Raw genomic sequence first — 21723 nt, forward strand, 5'->3', positions numbered from 1 at the left:
AATTCCTCCTAATTATTTTTAAATATTAACATCATAATTATAATTTGATGTTGCTGAAGAATTATAATCAACAAAAGGTGTGTATACAGCACCAACAATAGCAATTGCACCTGCTGCAACATATAAAGCAGCTAAAAGAAATACAGCTAAAATTGCTATAGGTACAACTGTTTGTGGCTCTATATGATTTGCTAGTCCTCCTGCCACCTCAATTGTTGGAGATTCATAATTTTGCATTTTTTATCTCTTTTCTTTGTTCTTTTCTAAATAAAATATGCAAGCAATACAGAGATTATAGTCCACCCAATAATTAGTAAGATAAAAATTGTTGCAAATTTTACAAAGAGTTTAGTTCTTTCACCTTCTTCTTTTTTTACAATATTGAAAAATAGAAGAGTAAATATTAATCCAATTATTATTAAACCTATACCAGAAATTGTATTAACTTTTTTCCAGATAGCAGGATCTGAAAATGTTTTACTAATTCTTATACCAATATAAGAGTTAGGTAGAATAAAAGGAGATATTAATCCAATAATTATAAGAGTGATTGTAAAAATACACATTATATAAACAAAAGTTTTTGTGATAATAATTGGCTTAATTTGAATCTCTTTCTCCTTTTTACGTTTAAGATTTTCACTATAGATAATTCCAAAAACAGCAATTCCTAAAACTATAATAATTAATGTTATAGAAAATAAAATGTTAAACCAAATTTTCCAATAAAAAAATATGAGATAAAAGTTAAAATAAATAAGATTGCTCCAGAAACAACAATTAATAAACCTGTAACTTTATTAGACCTTTCCCAGATTTCAGGGTCAGAAAGAGTTGTAGAAGTTCTTAATTCAATATATAGATTTCTTTTTACATATTGCATTACAATTCCACCCATGATCAAAATAATAGGAAGGATCATATAAATAATATAAGGAAATTTTAAAATTTCTATTTTTATTCACCTCCTTTCTTTATTATATTATAATTTAAACTTTGTAAATTAGATTCACTTGGAATTTTAACCTCTAGCAAATCCATTTTACCTCCTTTTTTATAATTTTATTTTATTTTTTTTAATTTTGTCAAGAGGGTTAAATAAATGGAGTTAGATACAAGTATGTTAATTTGTTTTAAGTAAATTAAATTTTCTATTGAAAAAATTTTGAAAATTTATTATTCTTAAAATCAATGTATGCTAAAGTTAAAAGTTTAACTAATATTGGCCTTAAGGTTTATGAAATACTTGTTGAGGTTGATATATCATCTGGTCTTCCATCTTTTACAATTGTAGGTCTTCCTGATGCTTCAATTCAAGAGGCAAAAGAAAGGGTAAGGGCTGCAATTAAAAATTCTTTTTTTGAATTTCCAACAAAAAGAATAACTGTTAATCTTGCTCCAGGAGAAATAAAAAAAGAAGGTACTCTTTTTGATTTACCTATTGCTATTGGGATTCTTGTTGCTTCAGGTCAAATTAATCAAGAGGAAGTTCAAAAATATTATTTTGTTGGTGAATTAACCCTTGAAGGTGAACTTGGAAAAATAAATGGAGGTTTATCTTTATCTCTTTTTTTAAAAGAAAGGGAAGAACCTCTTATAATTCCTCAAAAAAATTTATCTGAATGTGCTCTATCAAAAGAGACAAAACTTCTTCCTTTTAAAAATTTAAATGAAGTAGTTCTTTTTCTAAGAGGAGAGTTAAAGAAAGAAATTTATACAAATTTAAATATAGACTTTCGTGAGGAAAATTTTGATATAGATTTTTCTGATGTGAAAGGTCAAGCATTTATTAAAAGAGCAATGGAAATTTCTGCAGCAGGAAAACACCATCTTATTATGGTTGGAACACCTGGCTCTGGTAAAACAATGCTTTCTCAAAGAATGATAACAATTATGCCAGAACTCTCTTTTGAAGAAGCAGTTGAAATCACTGAAATTTATTCAATTGCAGGACTTCTTAAAGAAGATGAGGAAATAATAAAAAGAAGGCCTTTTAGAGCACCACATCATACAATTTCATATGCTGGTCTTGTTGGTGGTGGAACAAATCCAAAACCAGGAGAAATTAGTTTAGCACATAAAGGAATCCTTTTTCTTGATGAACTTCCAGAATTTAGAAGAGATGTTCTTGAGGTTTTAAGGCAACCTATTGAAGATGGGTATATTACAATATCAAGAGTTAAAACTACATTAACTTATCCATCAGATTTTTTACTTATTGCAGCAATGAATCCTTGTCCTTGTGGATATTTTGGAGATAGTGAAAAAAATTGTACTTGTTCTTTAAATGAAATAAAGAAATATAGAGGAAAAATTTCTGGACCTCTATGGGATAGATTTGATATAAAATTAAAAGTTCCCAGAGTAAAAGAGAGTGAAGTTTTTAGTAAAGATATTGGAGAAAGTTCAAAAGTTATAAGAGAAAGAGTAAAAAGAGCGTGGGAGATTCAAAAAGAAAGGTTCAAAAAAGAAAAGATAAAATTTAATGGAAAACTTACACCAATGTTAATTAAAAAGTATATTCCTATAACAGAAGAAGGAGAGAATACATTAAAAAATGCTATGAGAACTTTAAATTTAACATTAAGAAGTTTTCACAAAATTATAAAACTTGCAAGAACAATTGCTGATTTAGAAGGAGTAGAAAAGGTAAATACATCACACCTTCTTGAAGCAATAAGTTATCAAAGATATGGGTTGATGGATGAGATTTAAATTGAAATTAATTTTAAAAATCATAACTCTGTTTTTAATTCCTTTAATTTATGAATACATAGGAATAAACTATGGTGGACCAATTGGAATAAGGTATTATTATAATCCTTCATTTAAACCACAAATTTTTGGTTTACCAATTTTAGTTTGGCTCTTTTGGGCAATTTTTATAATAACCTCTTATAATTTATCAAATTCAATGTTGATAAACATTTTCAATAAAGATTATAATCTTTTTTTAAAAGATGGATTAAATTTTATATTAATTTCTCTTTTTGATGGATTTATAGTGACAATTTTTGATTTATTTATTGATCCTATTGCTGTTAAATTTGGATTATGGAGATGGGAAAATTTTAAATTTTCCTATTTTGGTGTACCAATTGGAAATTTTATTGGATGGTTTATAATTGCAGTGTCGACAACATTTATTTTGAGAATTATTGACTATTTTATTCCCTCAAAATTGAATTTAAAATTATTGAGATTTACACCATTTATATATCTCTCTTTTATATTTATTTTATTTTTATCTTCAACAATATTATTTGATTTAGAGTTATCTTTGATGTGTTTATTAATTTCTTCACCAGTTAATTTATTATCAATCTATTTAATTAAAATGAATTTATCCAAAAAGTATTTATAAAAATTCTCAAACTGACTCTCTGTTGCAAAATGTATTTCAAAAGGATTTATGAACTCTATTTTTTGTTTAATTCAATAAAAATTTATCTTTTAATTTCTTTTTTAAAACATCATTTGAAACAATTAATATATCAATATCTTGAGGATTTTTATTTTTTAAAATTGATCCAAAGATTATAATTTTTGAGTTCTTAAAAACTTTTTTAGATTTTAAATAGAGATTTCAAAGAGTATGTTGATGGATAAGTTTTAATTTTAAGGAAGATCGTGTATTTTAAAAAAAGTTGAAGTGCTTGCTCTAAATCAAATGCAGCAAAATCATACATTTCATTATTTATGTGATATTCTGAATTTTTCAAAAATTCGTCTCATCTTTTCTTTAAATATTCAATTTCCATGATTTAATTTTACGTTAAGTTTTAATTAAAATAAAAAAAGCCCTCCCAAAAATGGGAGGGCTAAAGTTATTTTCAAGATTCTTTACAGATCACCCATTGTTAGGGCCATTACAGCTTTTTGAACATGGAGTCTATTTTCTGCAATATCATATATAATAGATCTTGGAGAACTTGCTACTTCATCTTCTACCTCATTTCCTCTATCAACTGGCATTGGATGAATAAAGTAAGCATCATTTGTAAGTTTCATAAGTTCCTTTGTCAAGATCCAATCTTTGAATTGACCTGCCATCTCAATTTCTTTTTCTTTTCCCCATTCATATCTTTTTGGACTCATCCAATTTCTTGAATAAACAACATCTGCATTTTCTAACGCTTTTCTTAAATCATTTAGAGTCCCAGAGATAATTTCAAAACTTCCATTTGATTTTCTTGCATTATCTTTTACCATTTCCATAACTTCTGGATCAAGATCATATCCAGGAGGATAAACTAGTTTTATATCCATTCCAAACATAGAGGAAATGAGAAGATTTGCGTGAACTGAAGACCAACTCCTCACCATTGTTGAATATCCCCACATCATAACGAGTTTTTTCTTTTTTACACAACGCATGTGTTCAAGCATTCCCATCATATCAGCAAGTGCTTGACAAGGATGACATTTGTCATGTGCCATTGAAATGACAGGTATATCTGCATATTTTGCATATTCTCTCAAAATGTAATCTCCATCTCCGTATTTTTCTATTGCATCTTCAAGAATTCTAATTCCAATTCCGACTCCATAACGACTCATTACTTTTGCTGCATCTTCTATTGTTTCACCTGCTTTACCCTTTTCTCTTAACCTCATTGTTTTTGGTTCAAGAAATTGAGCATGACCTCCAAGTTCGGTTGCAGCTGTTTCAAAAGATTGTCTTGTTCTTACACTTGGATTGTAAAACATCATAAAGAAAGTTTTATTTTTAAGTGCTTCTCTATAAGAATTTGTGTATCTTGCTCTCTTCATCTCTCTTGCCACTTCAAGAGTTTCTTCAATCTCTTGAAGTGACCACTCTTGAATTGTAATTAAATCTCTCCCATGTAGTCTATGCATACCACACTCCCTCTATTTATAAAAATTACTCTCTTACTATAGTTGTGCCTGCTTTTCCTTCAAGTGTCTCAAGATATTTTTCTGTTAGAGATATATACGCAATTTTACCTCCACCTTCGAGGAATTTAATTATTGCTAAAATTTTTGGACCCATACTTCCAGGTGGGAAGTGACCTTCAGCATAAAATTTTTTTGCTTCTTCAAGAGTTAGTCTTCTTAAGTCAACCTGCTTTGGTGTTTGATAGTACAATTTCGCTCCATCTTCTCCTGTGAATATTGTAAATGTAACATCAATGTCTTCTCCTCTTGCTTTTGCTCTTTGGATTAACATTCTACCAAGAAGTGATGTTGCAAGATCTTTATCAATTACTGCTTCAACTCCATTATAAATTTTTGTTCCCTTTCCATTTTTATATACAATATCATAATTACATTTAAATTCTCCTTTTTCATCTGGTTCAACCTCAACAACTGGAATTCCTCCGCCACCAACCGTAATTGGAATGAATCCTTTTTCTATTGCTGCTTCAACTGCCTCAATTTCAACAATATCTAGTGGTTCTGGAGATGGGACAACTTTTCTCCATATTTCATTTCCTTTATCATCTTTTTTATAAAGTTTCATTACCCATCCATCTTTTTTCATTCTTTCTTCTGCCTCTTCTCTTGTATATGATGGTCCAATGTATTTTGTAGGATTCTGAAATGCTGGATCATTTTTGTCAACAACAACTTGTGTTACAATTCCAACTATAGTTTTATTTATTCCATTTGCTCTTAATTCATTTCCTAAAATTTGTCCAATCATGTATCCCATTGATCCTTGTGTGTCAGATCCACAAACATCAAGTGGAATTGGTGGTAAAATTGGTCTTGAATATTCTGACCTCAAGAAAACATTTCCAACTTGTGGACCATTACCATGTGTTATTATGTAGATATCATCTGGAAATTGTTTCATAATTCTTGCAATGTGTTTGCATGTTTCAGATGTTCTTTTCCATTGCATCGCAATGTCTGGAATAATTGGTTTACCATTCTTATCTGTTAAACCAACAGGTGAAACTTCATTTCCTCCAAAAGCAAATATTCTGATGTGCTTCTTTGCCATAGTTTTAAATCCTCCTTTAAATATAGTTTTTTATAAGACCAACTCTCTCATTAAACTCTCTGATTTTTTCATCCCATATTTTGTACGAATTTAATTTTTCCTTAAAATAATTTTCATTATTCCATTGCTCTTCTAACTCTTCGACACTCTTTCCTCTCTGTTCTACCCAAGTGAAATATTTTAAATTATGAATTCTTCTTTTATCATAATAGGAAAGTTCAAGCATCCAATTTGTTGTTTGGTTAATAAATATATCCTCAAAATCTTTCTCTGCTTGATTTATTGTATATTCTCCTTTTGCTTCTCTCAATTCAATAATCCTTGAACCATAAAGTTCCATTGAATCAGTAGCAACAGTCATAATTATATCATTTTCTTTAAATTCATAGTACTTTGCAAGTTTAATTGATCCAATTAAATTTGCAATGCTTGAGATTCCTAAAAGATTAAGATTTTCAACAAATGTTTCATCGATTTTTATACTTTTAAGAAACTCTTTTCCCTTTTCTTCATTAAATAACCTTAAAACTCTCATACAATCTTCATCATCAATATCAACTACAATATCAAGATTTTTAACATCCATTACCCATGGTACATGTTTATCACCAATTCCTTCTATTCTATGAACTCCATAACCATTTAAAAGAAGCGTAGGACATTGAAGTGCTTCACCTGCTGCAATTTTTATACTTGGAAATTTTTCTCTTAAATAATTTCCTGAGCCAAGAGTTCCTGCAGAACCTTGAGTTAAGAAAAGTGCTGATAGTTTATCATTCTCTTTTTTAATTTTATAATAAACTTCTTCCATTGCTGGTCCTGTTACTGCGTAGTGCCATGTGGGATTTCCAAAATCATCAAATTGATTTAAAACAACAACTTCATCTGGATATAATCTTTTTAATTCTTCACTTTTGTCAAAAACTTCTTTTACATTACTTTCACTTCCTGGTGTTGGATATATCTCAGCGCCCATACTTTTTAACCATTCAAATCTCTCTTTACTCATTCCCTCAGGAAGAACTGCTATACTCTTACATCCAAGAAGATTCGAATCATAAACTCCACCTCTACAATAGTTTCCAGTTGAAGGCCAAAGGGCCTTGTGTTTTGTTGGATCAAATTGTCCAGTAACAAGAAGAGATACAAGGGGGCCAAATGTTGCACCAACTTTATGTGAACCTGTGGGAAACCATTTACCAATAAGCATTACAATTCTTGCTTTAACGCCAGTCAACTCTTTTGGAAATTCTATAAAGTTAACTCCATTAAAACCACCGCCAAATTTTTTTGGTTCATTTTTCCATGTAATTCTAAATAAATTTCTTGGATGTGTATCCCAAAGTCCAACATTTTTTAACTCTTCTTTAATTTTATGAGGGATCTTTTCTGGATCCCTCATCTCTTCATAAGTTGGAATAATTATATTTCTCTCTCTTGCTCTTTCAATTGCTTTCTTTAAGATTTCCTCACTTTTAATTTCCATAAATTTACCTCATAAGAAGAACCATAATTGCTTTTTGAACATGTAATCTATTCTCTGCTTCATCAAAAACAACAGATTGTGGTCCATCAATAACATCATCATCAACTTCAAAACCTCTATCTGCTGGAAGGCAATGCATATAAATTGCATCTTCTTTTGCTAATTTCATCATCTCTTTTGTTGTTTTCCAATGTTTGTTTTTCTCAAAAAGTTCTTTAGTTTTTTCTAACATTGGTTTATCAACTTCTGGAGGAATGAAATGTTTGCTTGTCCATGATTTTGGATAAACAATATCAGCATCTTTAAATGCTTCTTTCATATCATTTACAATTTCAAAACTTCCACCATATTTTTTAACATTTTCTTTTACTGCATCAATTATATTTGGATCAAGTTCTAATCCTTCTGGATGTGCAAGAGTAATATTTAAACCAAATTTTGAAGCAACTGTTATTGCACTTTGAGGAACTGCAAGGGGTTTTTCAACAGATGGGGAATATGCCCAACTCATTACAAATTTCTTTCCTCTTAGATCTCTTCCTTTCTTTTCAATTATTGTCATAATATCAGCCATTGCTTGGCATGGGTGATACATATCGTCTTCCATATTAATTACTGGTATATCTGCCCAATATGCAAACTCTCTAATCATTCTGTTCGCTTCTCCATAGATCCAATCTACTGGCTCTCCATAACAACGGATTGCAATTCCTTCACCCATTCTTGATAAAACTCTTGCAACATCAGAAACTCTCTCTGTGGAATATGCAATTTCTCTTCCTGGAAGAGCAGGAGTATAAATCTGTTTTGGATTAAGATCATGAGCATGACCACCAAGTTGATGCATTCCTGCTTCGAATGAATTTCTTGTTCTTAAAGATTGATTATAAAAAATCATAAAAAGAGTTTTCCCCTTTAAAAGTTCGTGTGGTTCACCTGTGGCTCTTTTTCTTTTTAAGTCCCAAGCAACTTCAAGAATTGTTTCAAGTTCTTCTTTTGTATACTCAAGGTCAGTAATCCAATCTCTTCCCCTGAAACTCTCTGTTTTCATAGAAAACCTCCTGATAGAAATTATTTTATTTAAATTTTAAATTCTAATGAATATAAAGTCAATAAATTTCAAATGTTATCTCTCTCAATTTTAAATAGAGGAGAGAATTTATTGGTCATTGATAATTACTTAAATAAATACTTTTTAAATCAAAATTACATTGAACCACTTTTAAAATTTCCAATTAAAATTTTTAAATAAGAAAAGATTCATATACTATAATAATACTTTTTAAATTTTAGTTTATTAATGCAACTAAACCTTCGGATATGAGTTTTATAGATCGGAATTATATTATAGATGATCTCTCTATTGTTGCATTATACATTTCTAAAGTTTAATCATTTATAAAACATGAATAGTTATTATTTTTTCTGCAGTATAATTAAAAATTTTTATTCTTACTCTTTAAAACAAAATTATTTTAATCATAATTTCATTAAGTGTTCTATTCTCTCAATAGGTGGGGGATGGGTGTATTTAAATTTTGAATAGAGTGGGTGTGGAAAAAGATTTGAAAGATTATCTTTAAAGATCCTTTTTAGAGACAGAATCATAGAATCTTTATCTGTCAATTTTGCAGCAAACTCATCTGATTCAAATTCAAATTTTCTACATATTGAATTTATTAAAAATTCGATTGGAAAAAGAATACTTGATAAAAAAACGCCAGTGTAAATTATTTTTAAATCTATACAAATTTTACATGAATAAAAAACTTCAGAAATCTTTGTATTTATTAAAATATTAAAAAGAAAGAGAATAGTTATTATAAAAATTGATGAAAGAATAAATGATTTAAAGATATGCCCCTTTTTATAATGACCAAGTTCATGAGCAAATATTGATAAAATTTCATCTTGAGAATGATTTTTTATAAGAGTGTCATAAAAAACAATTTTCTTTGTTTTTCCTATTCCTGAGAAAAATGCGTTTGTATGAGTTGATCTTGAGGAGGCATTCATCACATATATATTTTCAAATTTAAGTTTTACCTTTTCTAAAATATTAAAAATTTTATTTTTTAAATCATCATTTTCAAGCTTTTCAAACTTGTAAAAAAGAGGAAGTATAAGCCATGGATAAATAATGTTAATTAAGAATATTATACCAATTATAATTAATGAGAGCGGAATAAAAAATAATTTATAATTTAAAATAAAATTTATTAACCCATAAATTAGTGGTAGACCTATTATTAATGATAAAATTATAATTTTTATTTTATCAACGATATACAATTTTTTTGTAATGTTTGAAAAACCATATTTCTTCTCAATTTTAAATGTAAAAATTATGTCAAATGGTAAATCTATAAAGAATATAAATAAACCTAAAAAGACAAAGAATATAATTGATTGATAAAATGTGTAATTTTTAAACCCCAAATAATTAATGATTTTTATTGAGATCTTTTCAAATAAAGGAAAGAGATAAATTAAACCAAAACTTACAAAAATTGTTTTTGTTATTGTTTCAATATTCGATAATTTAACTTTATCTTTAAGATAGTTTAAACTTTTTTCAACAGTTTCTTCTTGAAGAGTGTCTTTAAAAATTTCGGGTATTTCTTTTCCTTTATGTATTGCATGCTTTAAATTTAAATTATTTAAAAAAAGTTCCCAGAGGTTGGATATAAGAAAAAGTAAAATAAAAATTATATTAATCATTCTCTTCTCTTTTTTCAGTGACTTCAAAAACCCAATCAAAATATTTTTTGAAACTTTTTTCAATATCAAATGCTACAATTTCTGGAACAGTATATGGATGAAGTTTTATTAAATACTCTTCAAGTTTCTCATATAAATTTTTTCTTGTTTTTATAAAGATTAACCACTCCTTTGCATCTTCAATTTTGTCTCTCCAATAATATATACTTTGAATTGGTCCAACAATTTGAACACATGCACCCAATTTTTGATCAACAATAAATCTTGCAATTTTTTTAGCCTTTTCAAAATCATCAATAGTTGTAATTACCATTATTAATTTATCTTCCATTTTCTCCTCCATTTATTAAAATTATATCAATATTATGATATAATTTAAAAACTAATTTGAGATTTATTAAAGGAGGAATAAGATATGGGACTTATTCAAGAGAAAGACAAAAGAATAATTAAAGAGAGATTTGATAATGAACTTATTGATGAAGTAAGAATTCTATTTTTCAAAAAAAGTGGAGTTGGTCTTTGGACTCCAGATGAAACAGAAGATACAGAGTGTAGATATTGTAAAGAAGCAGAAGAGATTTATACAGATGTTGTATCACTCTCCGATAAATTAAAACTTGAAATTTATGAACTTGGAAAAGACAAAGATATATTTGATCAATATAAAGTTGAAAGAATCCCAACAATTGTGATTTTAGGGAAAAACAAAGGTTTAGTTAGGTATGTAGGAATTCCTGCAGGTTATGAATTTACTTCATTTATAGAAGATATTATTGATGCTTCAAAAGGAGATGTTGGCCTTAAAGAGGATAATAAAAAGAAAATTGAAGATATAAAAGATAAAGTTCATATTCAAGTTTTTGTTACTCCAACATGTCCATATTGTCCAAGAGCAGTTAGAACCGCTCATAAAATAGCATTTTTAAATGAAAATATAGTTGCAGATATGGTTGAAGCAACAGAATTTCCAAATTTATCAGATAGATATAATGTTTATGCTGTACCAAAAATTGTTATTAATGATAAAATAGAATTTGAAGGTGCAATACCTGAAGATGATTTTGTTGATGAAGTTTTAAGAGCAACATCTTAAACTAAATAGGAGGCATAATATGAGAACCACATATCATCCTCATAAAGGAAAAAGAAGAAAAGTTCATGGATTTCTAAAAAGAATGAGTACTCCAGGTGGGAGAAGGGTTATAAAAAGAAGAAGAAGGAAGGGGAGAAAAGTATTAACACCCAGATAATGGGTAAACTTGCAAAAAGACTTACTAAAAAAGAGATTGATGAACTCGTGAAAACAGGTATAAAATTTAAAGAAAAAAATATTACCTTTATAGTAAAGAAAAAAAACGAATTGAAGGTGGCTTTTATACCGATAAAAACAAAAGGTTCTGTTGAAAGAAATAGATTAAGAAGGTTTATAAGAGAGATTTTTTATAGTTATCAAAAATTTTTTGATAAAATATGGGTAGCAATAATAATTCCGCCATTTGTTATAAAAAAAAGAAAAGAAGAGATTATGAATGATTTTGAAAAATTTTTGAGGAGATATAACAATGAAAAAATTAGTTCTTGCCTTAATTAAGTTTTATCAAAAATTTATCTCACCCATTTTTCCACCATCTTGTAGATATACACCAACATGTTCACAATATACATTTGAAGCAGTCCAGAAGTATGGAGTTTTAAAAGGTCTTTTTCTTGGAATAAAAAGGATCTTAAGATGTAATCCTTTTTTTCCAGGAGGAGAAGACCCTGTACCATAGAGGAGGAGAGATGAAGAAGTATTTACTTTTATTTACAATATTGATTTTTATTTTATTTATTGGAGCAACTTTTGATGAGTTAAATTTAAAAATTACAACAACACCAAGTGAAAAGAAAAATGTTGGGGATACTTTGTCTTTTGAATTGGTTATTAAAAATCTTGGAGAGGAGAAGAAAAATTTATCAATAGAAATTGATTCTCTTTCCAATTTTTCAGATTTTGGTCCTTTTGAATTACTTGAGAAGAAAAAGGTCTTAGATTTAATTAAAAAAGATGAAGAGAAAAAAATAACATTTAATCTTAAAATAAAAGATGAAATTAAACTCGAAGAATATATGTTTTTGGGAACTGTTGAGTTTGAAGAGGGTGGATTAAAGAAAATTTATAAATCTCACTTTCCATTAAGTATTATTGGGAAAGGCGGATTTCTTCAATTTTCTTCAAAACCTAATGTTAAAGTAACATATGAAACATTAATTGCTCTTTCAGTGAATATTAAGAATACAGGAAATATAGAAGCAAGAGATCTAAATGTAAGAATTAAAGAAAATGAATATTTTAGTGAATATATTACTGGGAAAAATACATATCTTGAAGAACTTAAACCAGGAAAAAATGCAACATTTACATTAAGATTAAAACCAAGTAAAGAAGTTGTACCAAAATCTTTTGAAATTCCTATTTTGGTAAATTACAAAGATTTAAGTGGAAATGAGTATCATTTAGAAGAAGATGCAACAATTAATATTGTTAGTAATTCATTTGTCTATTTTGTTAGAAGAGTTCTTGATTTTTTCTATGGAATCATTCCAAATTATGGAATTGCAATTATATTCTTAACACTTTTAATTAAAATAATAATTCTTCCATTCACAATACAACAAATAAAAAATCTTAGTAAAACTCAAATGATAACACCTGAACTTCAAGCAATTCAAAAAAAATATAAAGATGATCCAAGAAAAGCCCAAGAAGAACAGATGAAGCTTTATAAAAAATATGGAATTAACCCCACGACAGGGTGTCTTATGTCAATTCTTCCACTTCCAATTCTATTAATTCTATTCTCTTCACTTAATGGTTATGTAAAATTACTTGATCAAAAATTCTTGTGGATTAATAATCTCGCCGCTCCTGATCCAACATATCTTATTCCATTACTTGTAGCACTTACAACTTTACTTCAACAATGGATAACAAGTGGAAAAGATCCTAATGCAAGAATATTTATGATAATGTTTCCAATTTTAATTGCTTATTGGGCTTTAACATTCCCAAGTGCAATTTCAATCTACTGGATTTTCTATAGTATATTTTCAACAATAGAACAAATGGTTATTAATAATAGATATCAGAGAGCATTAAAACAAATAAAGAAATGATGGAGAAGATTTTTAATGTTAAACTTACTGAAAAAGATGTATCTAAAATAGTTAAAGGAATTTTAGGTTTCTTTTTTGAAAAATTTGGCGAAAAAGTTGATTTTGAAATAAGAGAAAAGGATGAAGAGGTATATGTAAACATACTGCAACTTCCAAAAGAAAAGCAGGCTTTATTTATAGGAAAGCAAGGAAAAGTTTTAGCCACAATTCAATATCTTCTTAACTCAATCATTCATAGAAATTTTAATGATAAAAGACTTTTTATTGTTGATATAGCAGGTTATAAGCAAAAACAGATAGATTATTTAAGAAATCTTGCAATAGAGGCTGCAATTAAAGCAAGAAAAACTAAAAAAGATCAGATTCTTCAACCAATGAGTGCAATGGCAAGAAAAATCATTCATACAACTCTTGCAAACAATCAATATGTTTATACATACTCAATAGGAAAAGAGCCAAATAGAAGAGTAGTTGTTGCTTTAAAATCAACTTTTAATGATAAGTGATACAATTGTAAACATTGCAACCCCTAGAGGATATGGAGCAATTGGAGTAATAAGAATCTCTGGGGAGAATGCATTAGATATTTTAAAAAAATTAATTCAAAAAGAAACTCACATTGAGCCTAGATTAGCAAAGCATCTTTTTTTAAAAGATAAAGACAATTCTTTTCTTGGAGATGCTATTGTTATATATTATAAAGCACCCAATTCATATACAGGAGAAGATGTTGTTGAAATTCAAATTTTATCTTCTCCAGTTTTGATGGAGAGAATTCTTGAACTTATAATAGAATATGGAGCAAGATTATCAAGACCTGGAGAATTTACTGAAAGAGCATTTTTAAATGGAAAGATAGATTTAGTAAGAGCAGAATCAATAAATAGAATTGTCTATTCACAAGATTTAGTTGAGTTGAAATCCTCACTGAATAAATTTTCTGGAAAGTTAACAGAAGAAATTAAAAAAATAATTGAGGAACTCAATGAGATAGTATTAAATATTGAGGCATCAATTTCATTTCCAGATGATGTAGAGTTGATGAGTGAGGTAGAGTTGTTTGATAAAGTAAAAAGAAATGTTTTGATTATAGAAAAAATTCTTGAAAAACACGAATTATCAAAACCATTTGTTGATGGTATAAAGTTAACCCTTTTTGGAAAAGCAAATGTTGGAAAATCCTCTCTCTTTAATATTTTTATGGAAGAAGAGAGAGTAATTGTTTCAGAAGTTCCAGGTACAACCAGAGACATAATAAAAGAAAGAATTTATATAAATTCTCTTCCAATAGATATAATAGATACAGCAGGAGTTATAAGAGAAATTGAAAATGAGCTTGATAAAATTGCTCAAGAAAGAAGTGAAAAAGTTCTTGATACATCTGATTTGATAATTTTAATGTTTGATGGTTCAAGAGAATTAAATGAAGATGACTTTTATGCAATTGAAAAGGTAAAGAAAAAAAATTTTATACCTGTAATAAATAAAAATGATCTTCCAAAAGCATTTGAAAAGGAGGAATTAGAAAAAATTATTGGAAAAGACATTCTTTCAATATCTTGCTTAACAAAAGATGGAATTGATAAATTAAAGAGAGAAATAACAAAAATTTACCAGAACAGGCCAGAATTAAATGAGATTTTTTATATAAATTCAAGAGAAAAAAATCTATTTATTGAAGCAAAAAACTTTTTAAATGAGATTCTTTTTAATAAACCCACAATTGACGAAATCTCTTTTCTTCTTAAAGATAGTATTAAAAAACTAAAAGAGATAATCGGTGAAGAGTTTAATCAAGACACCCTTAAGGAAATTTTCAGTAAATTCTGTATAGGAAAATAATTTATTTATTTTTTGGGCAAGAAATTAAACAATCTCCACAAACAAAACACTCTTTTGAATCTATTTTATAAGATCCTTTATTTTCATATACACTATTTGCATTACACTCTTTTGAGCACTTTTTACATGTTATACATAAAGTGGTTATATCGATTTTTCTTAAATGAAGAATCTCACTAAATTTTGCAACTAATCCAAGATATGCTCCAAAAGGGCATATAAATCTACAAAATGGTCTGTAGATAAAAATTGATAAGAATAAAAATATTATTGCAAATATAAGAATAAATCCAGAACCACTAAAATTATATAAAACTTTAAATGGCTCTACTTCACAAAAATAATTTTTTGTATAGATATAAGAAAGTATTAAAACTGTTAAAAAAACAAAATATTTTAAATATTTAAAATAACCCTCAATTTTTTTAAATTTATCAAATTTAATTTTATAAATAAACTCTTGAAGAGCACCATGAGGACAAACATAACCACAAAAAACTCTTCCTTTAAAAAGTGTGATTATTGAAATAAAAATAACAAGAAAAAGGAAAATGTAAAATGAGATTGAAATGAATTGAACACTAAATAGTTTTCCTATATAACTTATTGGACATAAACATCCTCCATAATAAAAACCAAGTATTATAAGGGAAAAAAGAAGAGTAAATAATCTTAATTTATAATTTTTAAGTGATATAAAAATTAATGAAAGAATAATTAAAATAATATAAAGAAGTGTTTGAGGATTAAAAATATATTTTTCAAGTTCTTTTGAAATTTCACTTTCATCATTTTTAATATCAGAAATTGTTTCACTGTTTACTTTTTCATCATTAATTTCTATTAAATTATTATTCTCCTTATTGATAGGTTCTGAGTTGGTTGTATCATTTTCATTAACAGAATTTGATTCTGTTGGGTTATTAAATTCTGTATTATTATTTATAATGTCACTATTATTATCTGATATATTATTATTTTCTTGCATATTTTGCAAGTTTTCAATTGTAGTATTTGCAACAACTTTAAATTCTTTTGTTTCAACAATAAGACCACCTTTTGGGCAATCTCTTATAACTTTTATAACTCCTATTCCAGGATCATTAAATTTAACTACAATCTCTTTTGTATCTTTTACTCCTTTTACCCATTCGCTTTCCTTAACAATCTCTCCATTTATAATCTGAATTTCTGTTTCTTCAATTGGTAATACACAAGTTTTATGAGTTTTAACTCTTTCAATTACTACATTTATTTCTTCTCCAACAACCACTTCATTTTTATCGACTATAATAGATAACTCACATGCAAAAGTGTCCTTAATAAATGCAAATATTATAATTAAAATCAATAGTGTAAAAATTATAAACATTAAATTTTTCATATTTAATAGAGTAAATAAAAATTGTTAAGAAAATATTAAAATATATACAAGGAGGTTTTTATGAAAATAAAAACTTTTTTAATCTTATTTTTAATTTTATTTTTATTAACATCCTGTATAACAAAAATTGATGTTAATAAAGTTAGAGAATTTGCTGATCCAATAGTAGAAAATTTACTTATTAGTAGAAATGAAAAAGATTATGAAAGATATTCAAAAGATTTTAGTGATGAGATGAAGAGAGTTGTGACTAAAGAGAAATTTTTAGAGAGTATAAATTTAATTGAGGGAAAAATCGGTAAATATATCGTAGGATCCAAGGAATTATATGCTGCTATAAAACAAAAAAATTATATTATTGTAACATATAAAGCAAAATTTACAAATGAAACAAGTGATGTTATTATAAGGATTGTTTTTGAGGAAATTAATGGTGAAATGAAAGTAAGTGGTGAGTGGTTTGACTCACCAAAATTAAGAAAATAAAAGTTTAAACAATTAGGAGGATATATGGAAAGGTTACAACTTTTAAAAGAACTCGTTGAAGAGAATAATACGAAAATTTTACTTGTTGTCTTTGATGGTCTTGGTGATATTCCAAGTGTTGAAAATAAAACACCTCTTGAGGCAGCAAATACACCAAATCTTGATATATTAGCCAGAGAGAGTGCATTGGGGATGCATATACCTGTTCTTCCAGGTATAACACCTGGAAGTGGACCTGCACATTTGTCAATTTTTGGATATGACCCACTTAAATATGAAATTGGAAGGGGAATTCTTGAGGCACTTGGAGTTGGTCTTGAGATTACTGAAAATGATATTTGTATTAGAGCAAATTATGCAAGAATAGAGGAGAAAAATGGAAAACTTATTGTTGTTGATCGAAGAGCAGGAAGATTATCCACTGAGGAAAATAAAAAATTAACAGATAAAATAACACAAAATATAAGTGAAATAAATGGTGTGAAAATTTTTATGAAACCTGGAATGGAATATAGATCAGCAGTAGTTTTAAGATTTCCAGAAAAAGTAAATGAAGATATGTGTCTTCTTTTAGAAACTGATCCTCAAAAGGAGGGAAAAGAAGTTATTTCTCCTGAACCACTTAATGAAAAATCACAAAAAACATCAGAAATTTTAAAGGAGTTTTTGAAAAAAGTAAAGGAAATTTTAAAAGATGAAAAAGGAAATTACCTTCTTTTGAGAGGTTATTCAACTCCACCTCAAATACCAAAATTTAATGAAATTTATAAATTAAAAGCGCTCTCAATTGCAACATATCCAATGTATAAGGGATTAACAAAACTTCTTGGAATGGAAGTAGTTGATATTAATGGATATTCTATTAAAAATGAGATTGAAGTATTAAAAGAAAATTATAAAAATTATGATTTTATCTATTTTCATATTAAAAAAACAGATTCATTTGGTGAAGATGGAGATTTTGTAAATAAAACTAAAATAATTGAAGAATTTGATACTTTTTTACCAGAAATTTTGTCTTTAAATTTCGATACTATATGTATTACTGGTGATCACTCAACTCCAACTCCAATGAAGTCTCACTCTTTTCATCCAGTTCCAGTTTTAATAAAATCACCATTTGTTTTTAAGGGTTTTTCTAATAGATTTACAGAAAGAGAATGTTTAAGAGGAGAAGTTGGAATAATAAAAGGCGAAGATTTAATGCCTCTTCTTTTGGCACATTCAAGAAGATTAAAAAAATTTGGTGCATAAATTTTGATTAAAATAATTGATACAACTAATGATTTTATAAATTACTATCTTGAGAATTGTTGCAAAAAGAATGGGTATATTATTTGGGATGAATTTTATGGTAAAAGATACGATAAATTTTATAAAAAAATTATTGAAGATTTAAAAAAACAAAATATTAATATTAAAGAGTTGTTCAATTTAAATGAGTTAGATTTAATAAAAAATTTAAAAAATTTTTATGAGATTTCAAAAAATTTTATTAATTCAACTAAAATAGTAGAGAATAAAATTAAAAAATTTATTGATTTTGATAAAGATATTAAAATTTTTATTTATTTAGGTTTTAATATTTATGCTGGTTGGGCAACCTTTTTTGATATGAATTTTGTTATAATATTCGATTTATTGAAAATTAAAGAATTAAAATGGACGACTTTAAACAAAACACTTGGTCTTCTTTCTCATGAAATTTCTCATATTATACATATGAATTTAAGAGGAGATATCGAAAATTTTGAAGAAAATGAAGAATCACATTTTTTACTTTATACCGAAGGATTCGCTCAATGGTTCGGAGAGAAATTAGTAAATGAAAATATTTGGTATCCTTTTAATGAAGGTGATTTAAATTGGTGTCAAAAAAATGTTGACTTTTTGAAAAAAGAATTTTTATATAGAATTGAAAAAAATTTAAAAACATATGATTTTTTTGGTGATTGGTTTGATATAAAAGGAGTAAGAATGACAGGCTACTTTTTAGGATATAATTTTATAAAATTTCTTGAAAAATTTTTAGATTTTAATTCTATTGTTAAATTAAAAGATGAAGAGATAAAATATTATTTAGTAATTTTTTTAAAGGAGGCTGAAGATGTTAGATAAAGAGTTTTTGATGATTCCTGGACCAACTCCACTTCCACCAAGAGTTATTGCTGCTATGACGAATCCTATGATAAATCATAGAGGTCCAAAATTTAAAAAGATCTTTCTTGAATCAATTGAACTATTGAAAAAAATATTAAATACAGATGGAGAGTTATATATGTTTGGTTCTTCAGGAAGCGGAGCAATGGAGCTTGCAGTTCAAAACTTTTCTTTAAGAGAAGATAAGGTATTAGTTGTGGATACAGGATTTTTCGGACAAAGATTTTATGAAATTTGTCTCTCTTTTGGAAGAAATCCTATTCGATTAAAATTTCCTTGGGGAAAAAGAGCATCAATTGATGAGATAATTAAAATTCTCCAAGAAGAAAAAGATATAAAAACTATTTTTATAACTCATAACGAAACCTCAACTGGAATAATTAATGATATTAAAAATATTTCAAAAAAAGTTAAAGAAATAAGAGATGTCTTAATTGTTGTTGATGCTGTTAGTTCAATAGGAATTTCAGAAATAAATATGAAAGATTGGAATATTGATGTTGTTGTTGCTGCTTCTCAAAAAGGTCTTATGTCACCACCAGGCATTGGTATTGTTGCACTAAATAATAAAGCGCTTGAGTTTGCGTTAAAAAACAATACAGATTCATATTATTTTAGTGTAAAAGAACTAAAAAAGAGACATGATTTAGGTCAACCATTTACAACTTTTCCAGTTTCTGTTCTTTTTGGCTTAAGAGAAGCACTTAATCTTCTTTTTGAAGAGGGGCTTCAAAATGTTTATAAAAGACACGAAAATTTTAAATATCTTTTAAGAGAGTCACTTAAATTGACTAATTTATCTTTTCTTGCTTCCTATGATGATTCATCACCTTGTGTAACTGCAATTTTGCTTCCAGAAAATATTTCAGGAGATGATTTTGTAAAAATAGTTAGAGAAAGATACAATATTGAACTTGCAGGAATGTTTGGAGACTTTAAAGGCAAAGGTTTTAGAATAGGTCATATGGGCTTTATTAACTCAAATGATCTATTAGTTACTGTTGCTGGAATAGAGTGCGCTTTAAAAGATTTAGGACACAACTTTAATTTTGGTGAAGCAACAAAGAAATTTCTTGAATTGAGAAGAGAGTTTGATATTTAAAATTTAAAAAATTATGATATTATAAAGCCATGAAAGAGTATTTTGATGAATTTATGAAAATGGCAATTGAAGAGGCAAAAAAGGGGTTAGAAGAAGGTGGAATTCCTATTGGGTCAGTTTTAGTTAGAAAAGATGGAAAAGTTTTAGGTAGAGGACACAATAGAAGAGTTCAAGATGGAGATCCACTTGCACATGCTGAAATAGTTGCAATAAGAAATGCTGGTAGAATTGGAAGTTATAAAGATACAATTTTATATTCCACTCTCATGCCATGTTATCTCTGTTCTGGAGCTATAGTTCAATTTGGAATTAAAAAAGTAATTGTTGGTGAATCAAAAACTTTTTCAGGAGCAAAAGAATTTCTTGAATCACATGGAGTCGAAGTTATAGATTTGGATCTTCCAGAATGTAAAGAACTCATGGAAAAATTCATCAAAGAGAACCCTAAACTTTGGTATGAAGATATAGGAGAATTATAAAGATTACTTTATCTTTTTTGTTAGATTTAAAATAATACTTAAAGGAATAAGCATCGTAGGCCAAGGTATTTGACCTAAAATTACAATTAAACTACTTTTTGAATCAAGAAATTGAAGAGAAAGAACCGTTGCTATTGCAATATTATTAAAAGTTTTTGAATTAGATATTGCTATTCTATCTTCTATTTTCAAAAAGAAAGGAGCAAAGAAATTAATAATTTGAAATAAAAGAAATTCAAAATAAAGAATTAATATATATTTAATTACAGATAAAGGGTTTTGTCTTATATAATGTGCAGTAATGGAAATTATTCCAAGTGAAAGAAGAGTAACAAAAATTAAAGTTAAAATTTTGCTATTTTTTCCAACAAAATTTGAAATAGATTTTAAATATTTTTTAATTGGAAAAGATAAAATAAGAGGGATAAAAATTAATTTTGAGATTGTTAAAAAGACTTGATAATAATCTAACTTTATTACTCTTCTAAATAAAATAAAAAAGAAAATTGGTATTAAAACTGGTGCAATAATATGGGTTAATATTGTTATCAAAACTGATAAAAGAGTATTTCCGTTTGAGAGATCTGTCATAGCAGATGCTGCAACTCCTGTTGGAACTAAAGCAAGAAGCATAATTGCACTTAAAAAATAGTAGTCTGAAGTAAATGATCTAAAAATTAAAAAAACTATAATTGGTGTAATGATTGAATTTATTAAAAGAATATAAAAAACAAGCACAGGCTTTTTAATATAAATTTTTATACAATTAAAATCAACTTTTAAAAATGTTATTAATAGAATTATCATTAAGAAATAGGTGATATACTTAGATAAAAATCCAAAATATGGAAAGATAATTCCAAGAATTACAACAAAAATTAGAAAATAAGAACTATAGTTTTCAATTATACTAATTATCTTTTTCATATATTT

26 protein-coding genes are annotated in these 21723 nt (G+C 27.2%); 14 read left to right on the top strand and 12 right to left on the bottom strand.

Annotated features, from left to right (window positions below; all coding sequences use genetic code 11):
- Nucleotides 1-18: 18 nt before the first annotated feature.
- From QMD25_02385 to QMD25_02395, 3 genes are all read right to left on the bottom strand, one after another.
- Entirely contained in the window at nucleotides 19-237 is a 219-nt protein-coding gene (locus tag QMD25_02385) for a hypothetical protein (GenBank protein ID MDI6860850.1), read from the bottom strand.
- Between the two features lie 26 nt (nucleotides 238-263).
- Complete coding sequence (locus QMD25_02390) at nucleotides 264-566, bottom strand: SdpI family protein (GenBank protein ID MDI6860851.1); 303 nt, start codon at nucleotides 564-566, stop codon at nucleotides 264-266.
- Between the two features lie 125 nt (nucleotides 567-691).
- Complete coding sequence (locus QMD25_02395) at nucleotides 692-883, bottom strand: SdpI family protein (protein MDI6860852.1); 192 nt, start codon at nucleotides 881-883, stop codon at nucleotides 692-694.
- 308 nt (nucleotides 884-1191) lie between these two features.
- On the opposite strand from QMD25_02395, the gene QMD25_02400 reads away from it, so the two are divergent.
- Entirely contained in the window at nucleotides 1192-2715 is a 1524-nt protein-coding gene (locus QMD25_02400) for a YifB family Mg chelatase-like AAA ATPase (GenBank protein ID MDI6860853.1), read from the top strand.
- A gap of 1 nt (nucleotide 2716) precedes the next feature.
- Complete coding sequence (locus QMD25_02405) at nucleotides 2717-3364, top strand: carotenoid biosynthesis protein (protein MDI6860854.1); 648 nt, start codon at nucleotides 2717-2719, stop codon at nucleotides 3362-3364.
- A gap of 202 nt (nucleotides 3365-3566) precedes the next feature.
- Here the strand turns inward: QMD25_02405 and QMD25_02410 are convergent, their stop codons facing one another.
- From QMD25_02410 to cutA, 7 genes are all read right to left on the bottom strand, one after another.
- On the bottom strand, nucleotides 3567-3722 hold the full coding sequence (locus QMD25_02410; GenBank protein MDI6860855.1) for a HEPN domain-containing protein: 156 nt from the start codon (nucleotides 3720-3722) through the stop codon (nucleotides 3567-3569).
- A 121-nt stretch (nucleotides 3723-3843) separates the two neighbouring features.
- A complete protein-coding gene (locus tag QMD25_02415) occupies nucleotides 3844-4860 on the bottom strand; it encodes an ornithine carbamoyltransferase (protein ID MDI6860856.1) in 1017 nt (338 codons plus the stop codon).
- Between the two features lie 25 nt (nucleotides 4861-4885).
- A complete protein-coding gene (locus tag QMD25_02420) occupies nucleotides 4886-5971 on the bottom strand; it encodes a carbamate kinase (protein ID MDI6860857.1) in 1086 nt (361 codons plus the stop codon).
- Nucleotides 5972-5987: 16 nt separating this feature from the next.
- Nucleotides 5988-7457 carry a pyridoxal-phosphate dependent enzyme gene (locus QMD25_02425; protein MDI6860858.1) on the bottom strand — a complete coding sequence of 490 codons (1470 nt, stop codon included), beginning with the start codon at nucleotides 7455-7457 and terminating at the stop codon, nucleotides 5988-5990.
- A 4-nt stretch (nucleotides 7458-7461) separates the two neighbouring features.
- Nucleotides 7462-8508, bottom strand: a complete 1047-nt coding sequence (locus tag QMD25_02430; protein MDI6860859.1) for an N-acetylornithine carbamoyltransferase — start codon at nucleotides 8506-8508, stop codon at nucleotides 7462-7464.
- Nucleotides 8509-8936: 428 nt separating this feature from the next.
- Nucleotides 8937-10178 (bottom strand): M48 family metallopeptidase, encoded by a 1242-nt coding sequence (locus tag QMD25_02435; GenBank protein MDI6860860.1) that lies wholly within the window; start codon nucleotides 10176-10178, stop codon nucleotides 8937-8939.
- Complete coding sequence (cutA, locus tag QMD25_02440) at nucleotides 10171-10509, bottom strand: divalent-cation tolerance protein CutA (GenBank protein ID MDI6860861.1); 339 nt, start codon at nucleotides 10507-10509, stop codon at nucleotides 10171-10173. Before cutA ends, QMD25_02435 begins: the two co-directional genes overlap by 8 nt.
- An 84-nt stretch (nucleotides 10510-10593) precedes the next feature.
- On the opposite strand from cutA, the gene QMD25_02445 reads away from it, so the two are divergent.
- From QMD25_02445 to mnmE, 7 genes are read left to right on the top strand one after another with little or no spacing between them, the layout of a single operon-like run.
- Entirely contained in the window at nucleotides 10594-11274 is a 681-nt protein-coding gene (locus tag QMD25_02445) for a thioredoxin family protein (GenBank protein MDI6860862.1), read from the top strand.
- A gap of 19 nt (nucleotides 11275-11293) precedes the next feature.
- Nucleotides 11294-11431 (top strand): 50S ribosomal protein L34, encoded by a 138-nt coding sequence (gene rpmH / locus QMD25_02450; protein ID MDI6860863.1) that lies wholly within the window; start codon nucleotides 11294-11296, stop codon nucleotides 11429-11431.
- Nucleotides 11431-11772, top strand: coding sequence for a ribonuclease P protein component (locus QMD25_02455; protein MDI6860864.1), 342 nt, complete (start codon nucleotides 11431-11433; stop codon nucleotides 11770-11772). The genes rpmH and QMD25_02455 overlap by 1 nt, the downstream gene beginning before the upstream one ends.
- On the top strand, nucleotides 11744-11953 hold the full coding sequence (gene yidD / locus QMD25_02460) for a membrane protein insertion efficiency factor YidD (GenBank protein MDI6860865.1): 210 nt from the start codon (nucleotides 11744-11746) through the stop codon (nucleotides 11951-11953). Before QMD25_02455 ends, yidD begins: the two co-directional genes overlap by 29 nt.
- Nucleotides 11954-11963: 10 nt before the next feature.
- Complete coding sequence (gene yidC, locus QMD25_02465; GenBank protein MDI6860866.1) at nucleotides 11964-13337, top strand: membrane protein insertase YidC; 1374 nt, start codon at nucleotides 11964-11966, stop codon at nucleotides 13335-13337.
- The gene (locus QMD25_02470; protein MDI6860867.1) at nucleotides 13337-13843 is read left to right on the top strand and encodes a R3H domain-containing nucleic acid-binding protein; all 507 of its coding nucleotides are present in this window, start codon (nucleotides 13337-13339) and stop codon (nucleotides 13841-13843) included. The genes yidC and QMD25_02470 overlap by 1 nt, the downstream gene beginning before the upstream one ends.
- Nucleotides 13833-15179 (top strand): tRNA uridine-5-carboxymethylaminomethyl(34) synthesis GTPase MnmE, encoded by a 1347-nt coding sequence (mnmE, locus tag QMD25_02475; GenBank protein MDI6860868.1) that lies wholly within the window; start codon nucleotides 13833-13835, stop codon nucleotides 15177-15179. The genes QMD25_02470 and mnmE overlap by 11 nt, the downstream gene beginning before the upstream one ends.
- Nucleotide 15180: 1 nt before the next feature.
- On the opposite strand, the gene QMD25_02480 is transcribed toward mnmE, so the two are convergent.
- Nucleotides 15181-16551 carry a 4Fe-4S binding protein gene (locus QMD25_02480; GenBank protein ID MDI6860869.1) on the bottom strand — a complete coding sequence of 457 codons (1371 nt, stop codon included), beginning with the start codon at nucleotides 16549-16551 and terminating at the stop codon, nucleotides 15181-15183.
- 72 nt (nucleotides 16552-16623) lie between these two features.
- On the opposite strand from QMD25_02480, the gene QMD25_02485 reads away from it, so the two are divergent.
- The 5 genes from QMD25_02485 to QMD25_02505 are packed head-to-tail and all read left to right on the top strand — an operon-like array spanning nucleotide 16624 to nucleotide 20790.
- Complete coding sequence (locus tag QMD25_02485) at nucleotides 16624-17049, top strand: DUF3887 domain-containing protein (GenBank protein MDI6860870.1); 426 nt, start codon at nucleotides 16624-16626, stop codon at nucleotides 17047-17049.
- 24 nt (nucleotides 17050-17073) lie between these two features.
- Nucleotides 17074-18303, top strand: coding sequence for a 2,3-bisphosphoglycerate-independent phosphoglycerate mutase (locus QMD25_02490; GenBank protein MDI6860871.1), 1230 nt, complete (start codon nucleotides 17074-17076; stop codon nucleotides 18301-18303).
- A 3-nt stretch (nucleotides 18304-18306) separates the two neighbouring features.
- A complete protein-coding gene (locus QMD25_02495; protein ID MDI6860872.1) occupies nucleotides 18307-19167 on the top strand; it encodes a hypothetical protein in 861 nt (286 codons plus the stop codon).
- The gene (locus QMD25_02500) at nucleotides 19157-20311 is read left to right on the top strand and encodes an alanine--glyoxylate aminotransferase family protein (GenBank protein ID MDI6860873.1); all 1155 of its coding nucleotides are present in this window, start codon (nucleotides 19157-19159) and stop codon (nucleotides 20309-20311) included. Before QMD25_02495 ends, QMD25_02500 begins: the two co-directional genes overlap by 11 nt.
- Before the next feature lie 29 nt (nucleotides 20312-20340).
- Complete coding sequence (locus QMD25_02505; GenBank protein ID MDI6860874.1) at nucleotides 20341-20790, top strand: nucleoside deaminase; 450 nt, start codon at nucleotides 20341-20343, stop codon at nucleotides 20788-20790.
- A 3-nt stretch (nucleotides 20791-20793) separates the two neighbouring features.
- Here the strand turns inward: QMD25_02505 and QMD25_02510 are convergent, their stop codons facing one another.
- Nucleotides 20794-21717 carry a hypothetical protein gene (locus tag QMD25_02510; protein MDI6860875.1) on the bottom strand — a complete coding sequence of 308 codons (924 nt, stop codon included), beginning with the start codon at nucleotides 21715-21717 and terminating at the stop codon, nucleotides 20794-20796.
- Nucleotides 21718-21723: the final 6 nt, after the last annotated feature.

The organism is Caldisericia bacterium (assembly GCA_030018355.1).
GTDB lineage: Bacteria > Caldisericota > Caldisericia > B22-G15 > B22-G15 > JAAYUH01.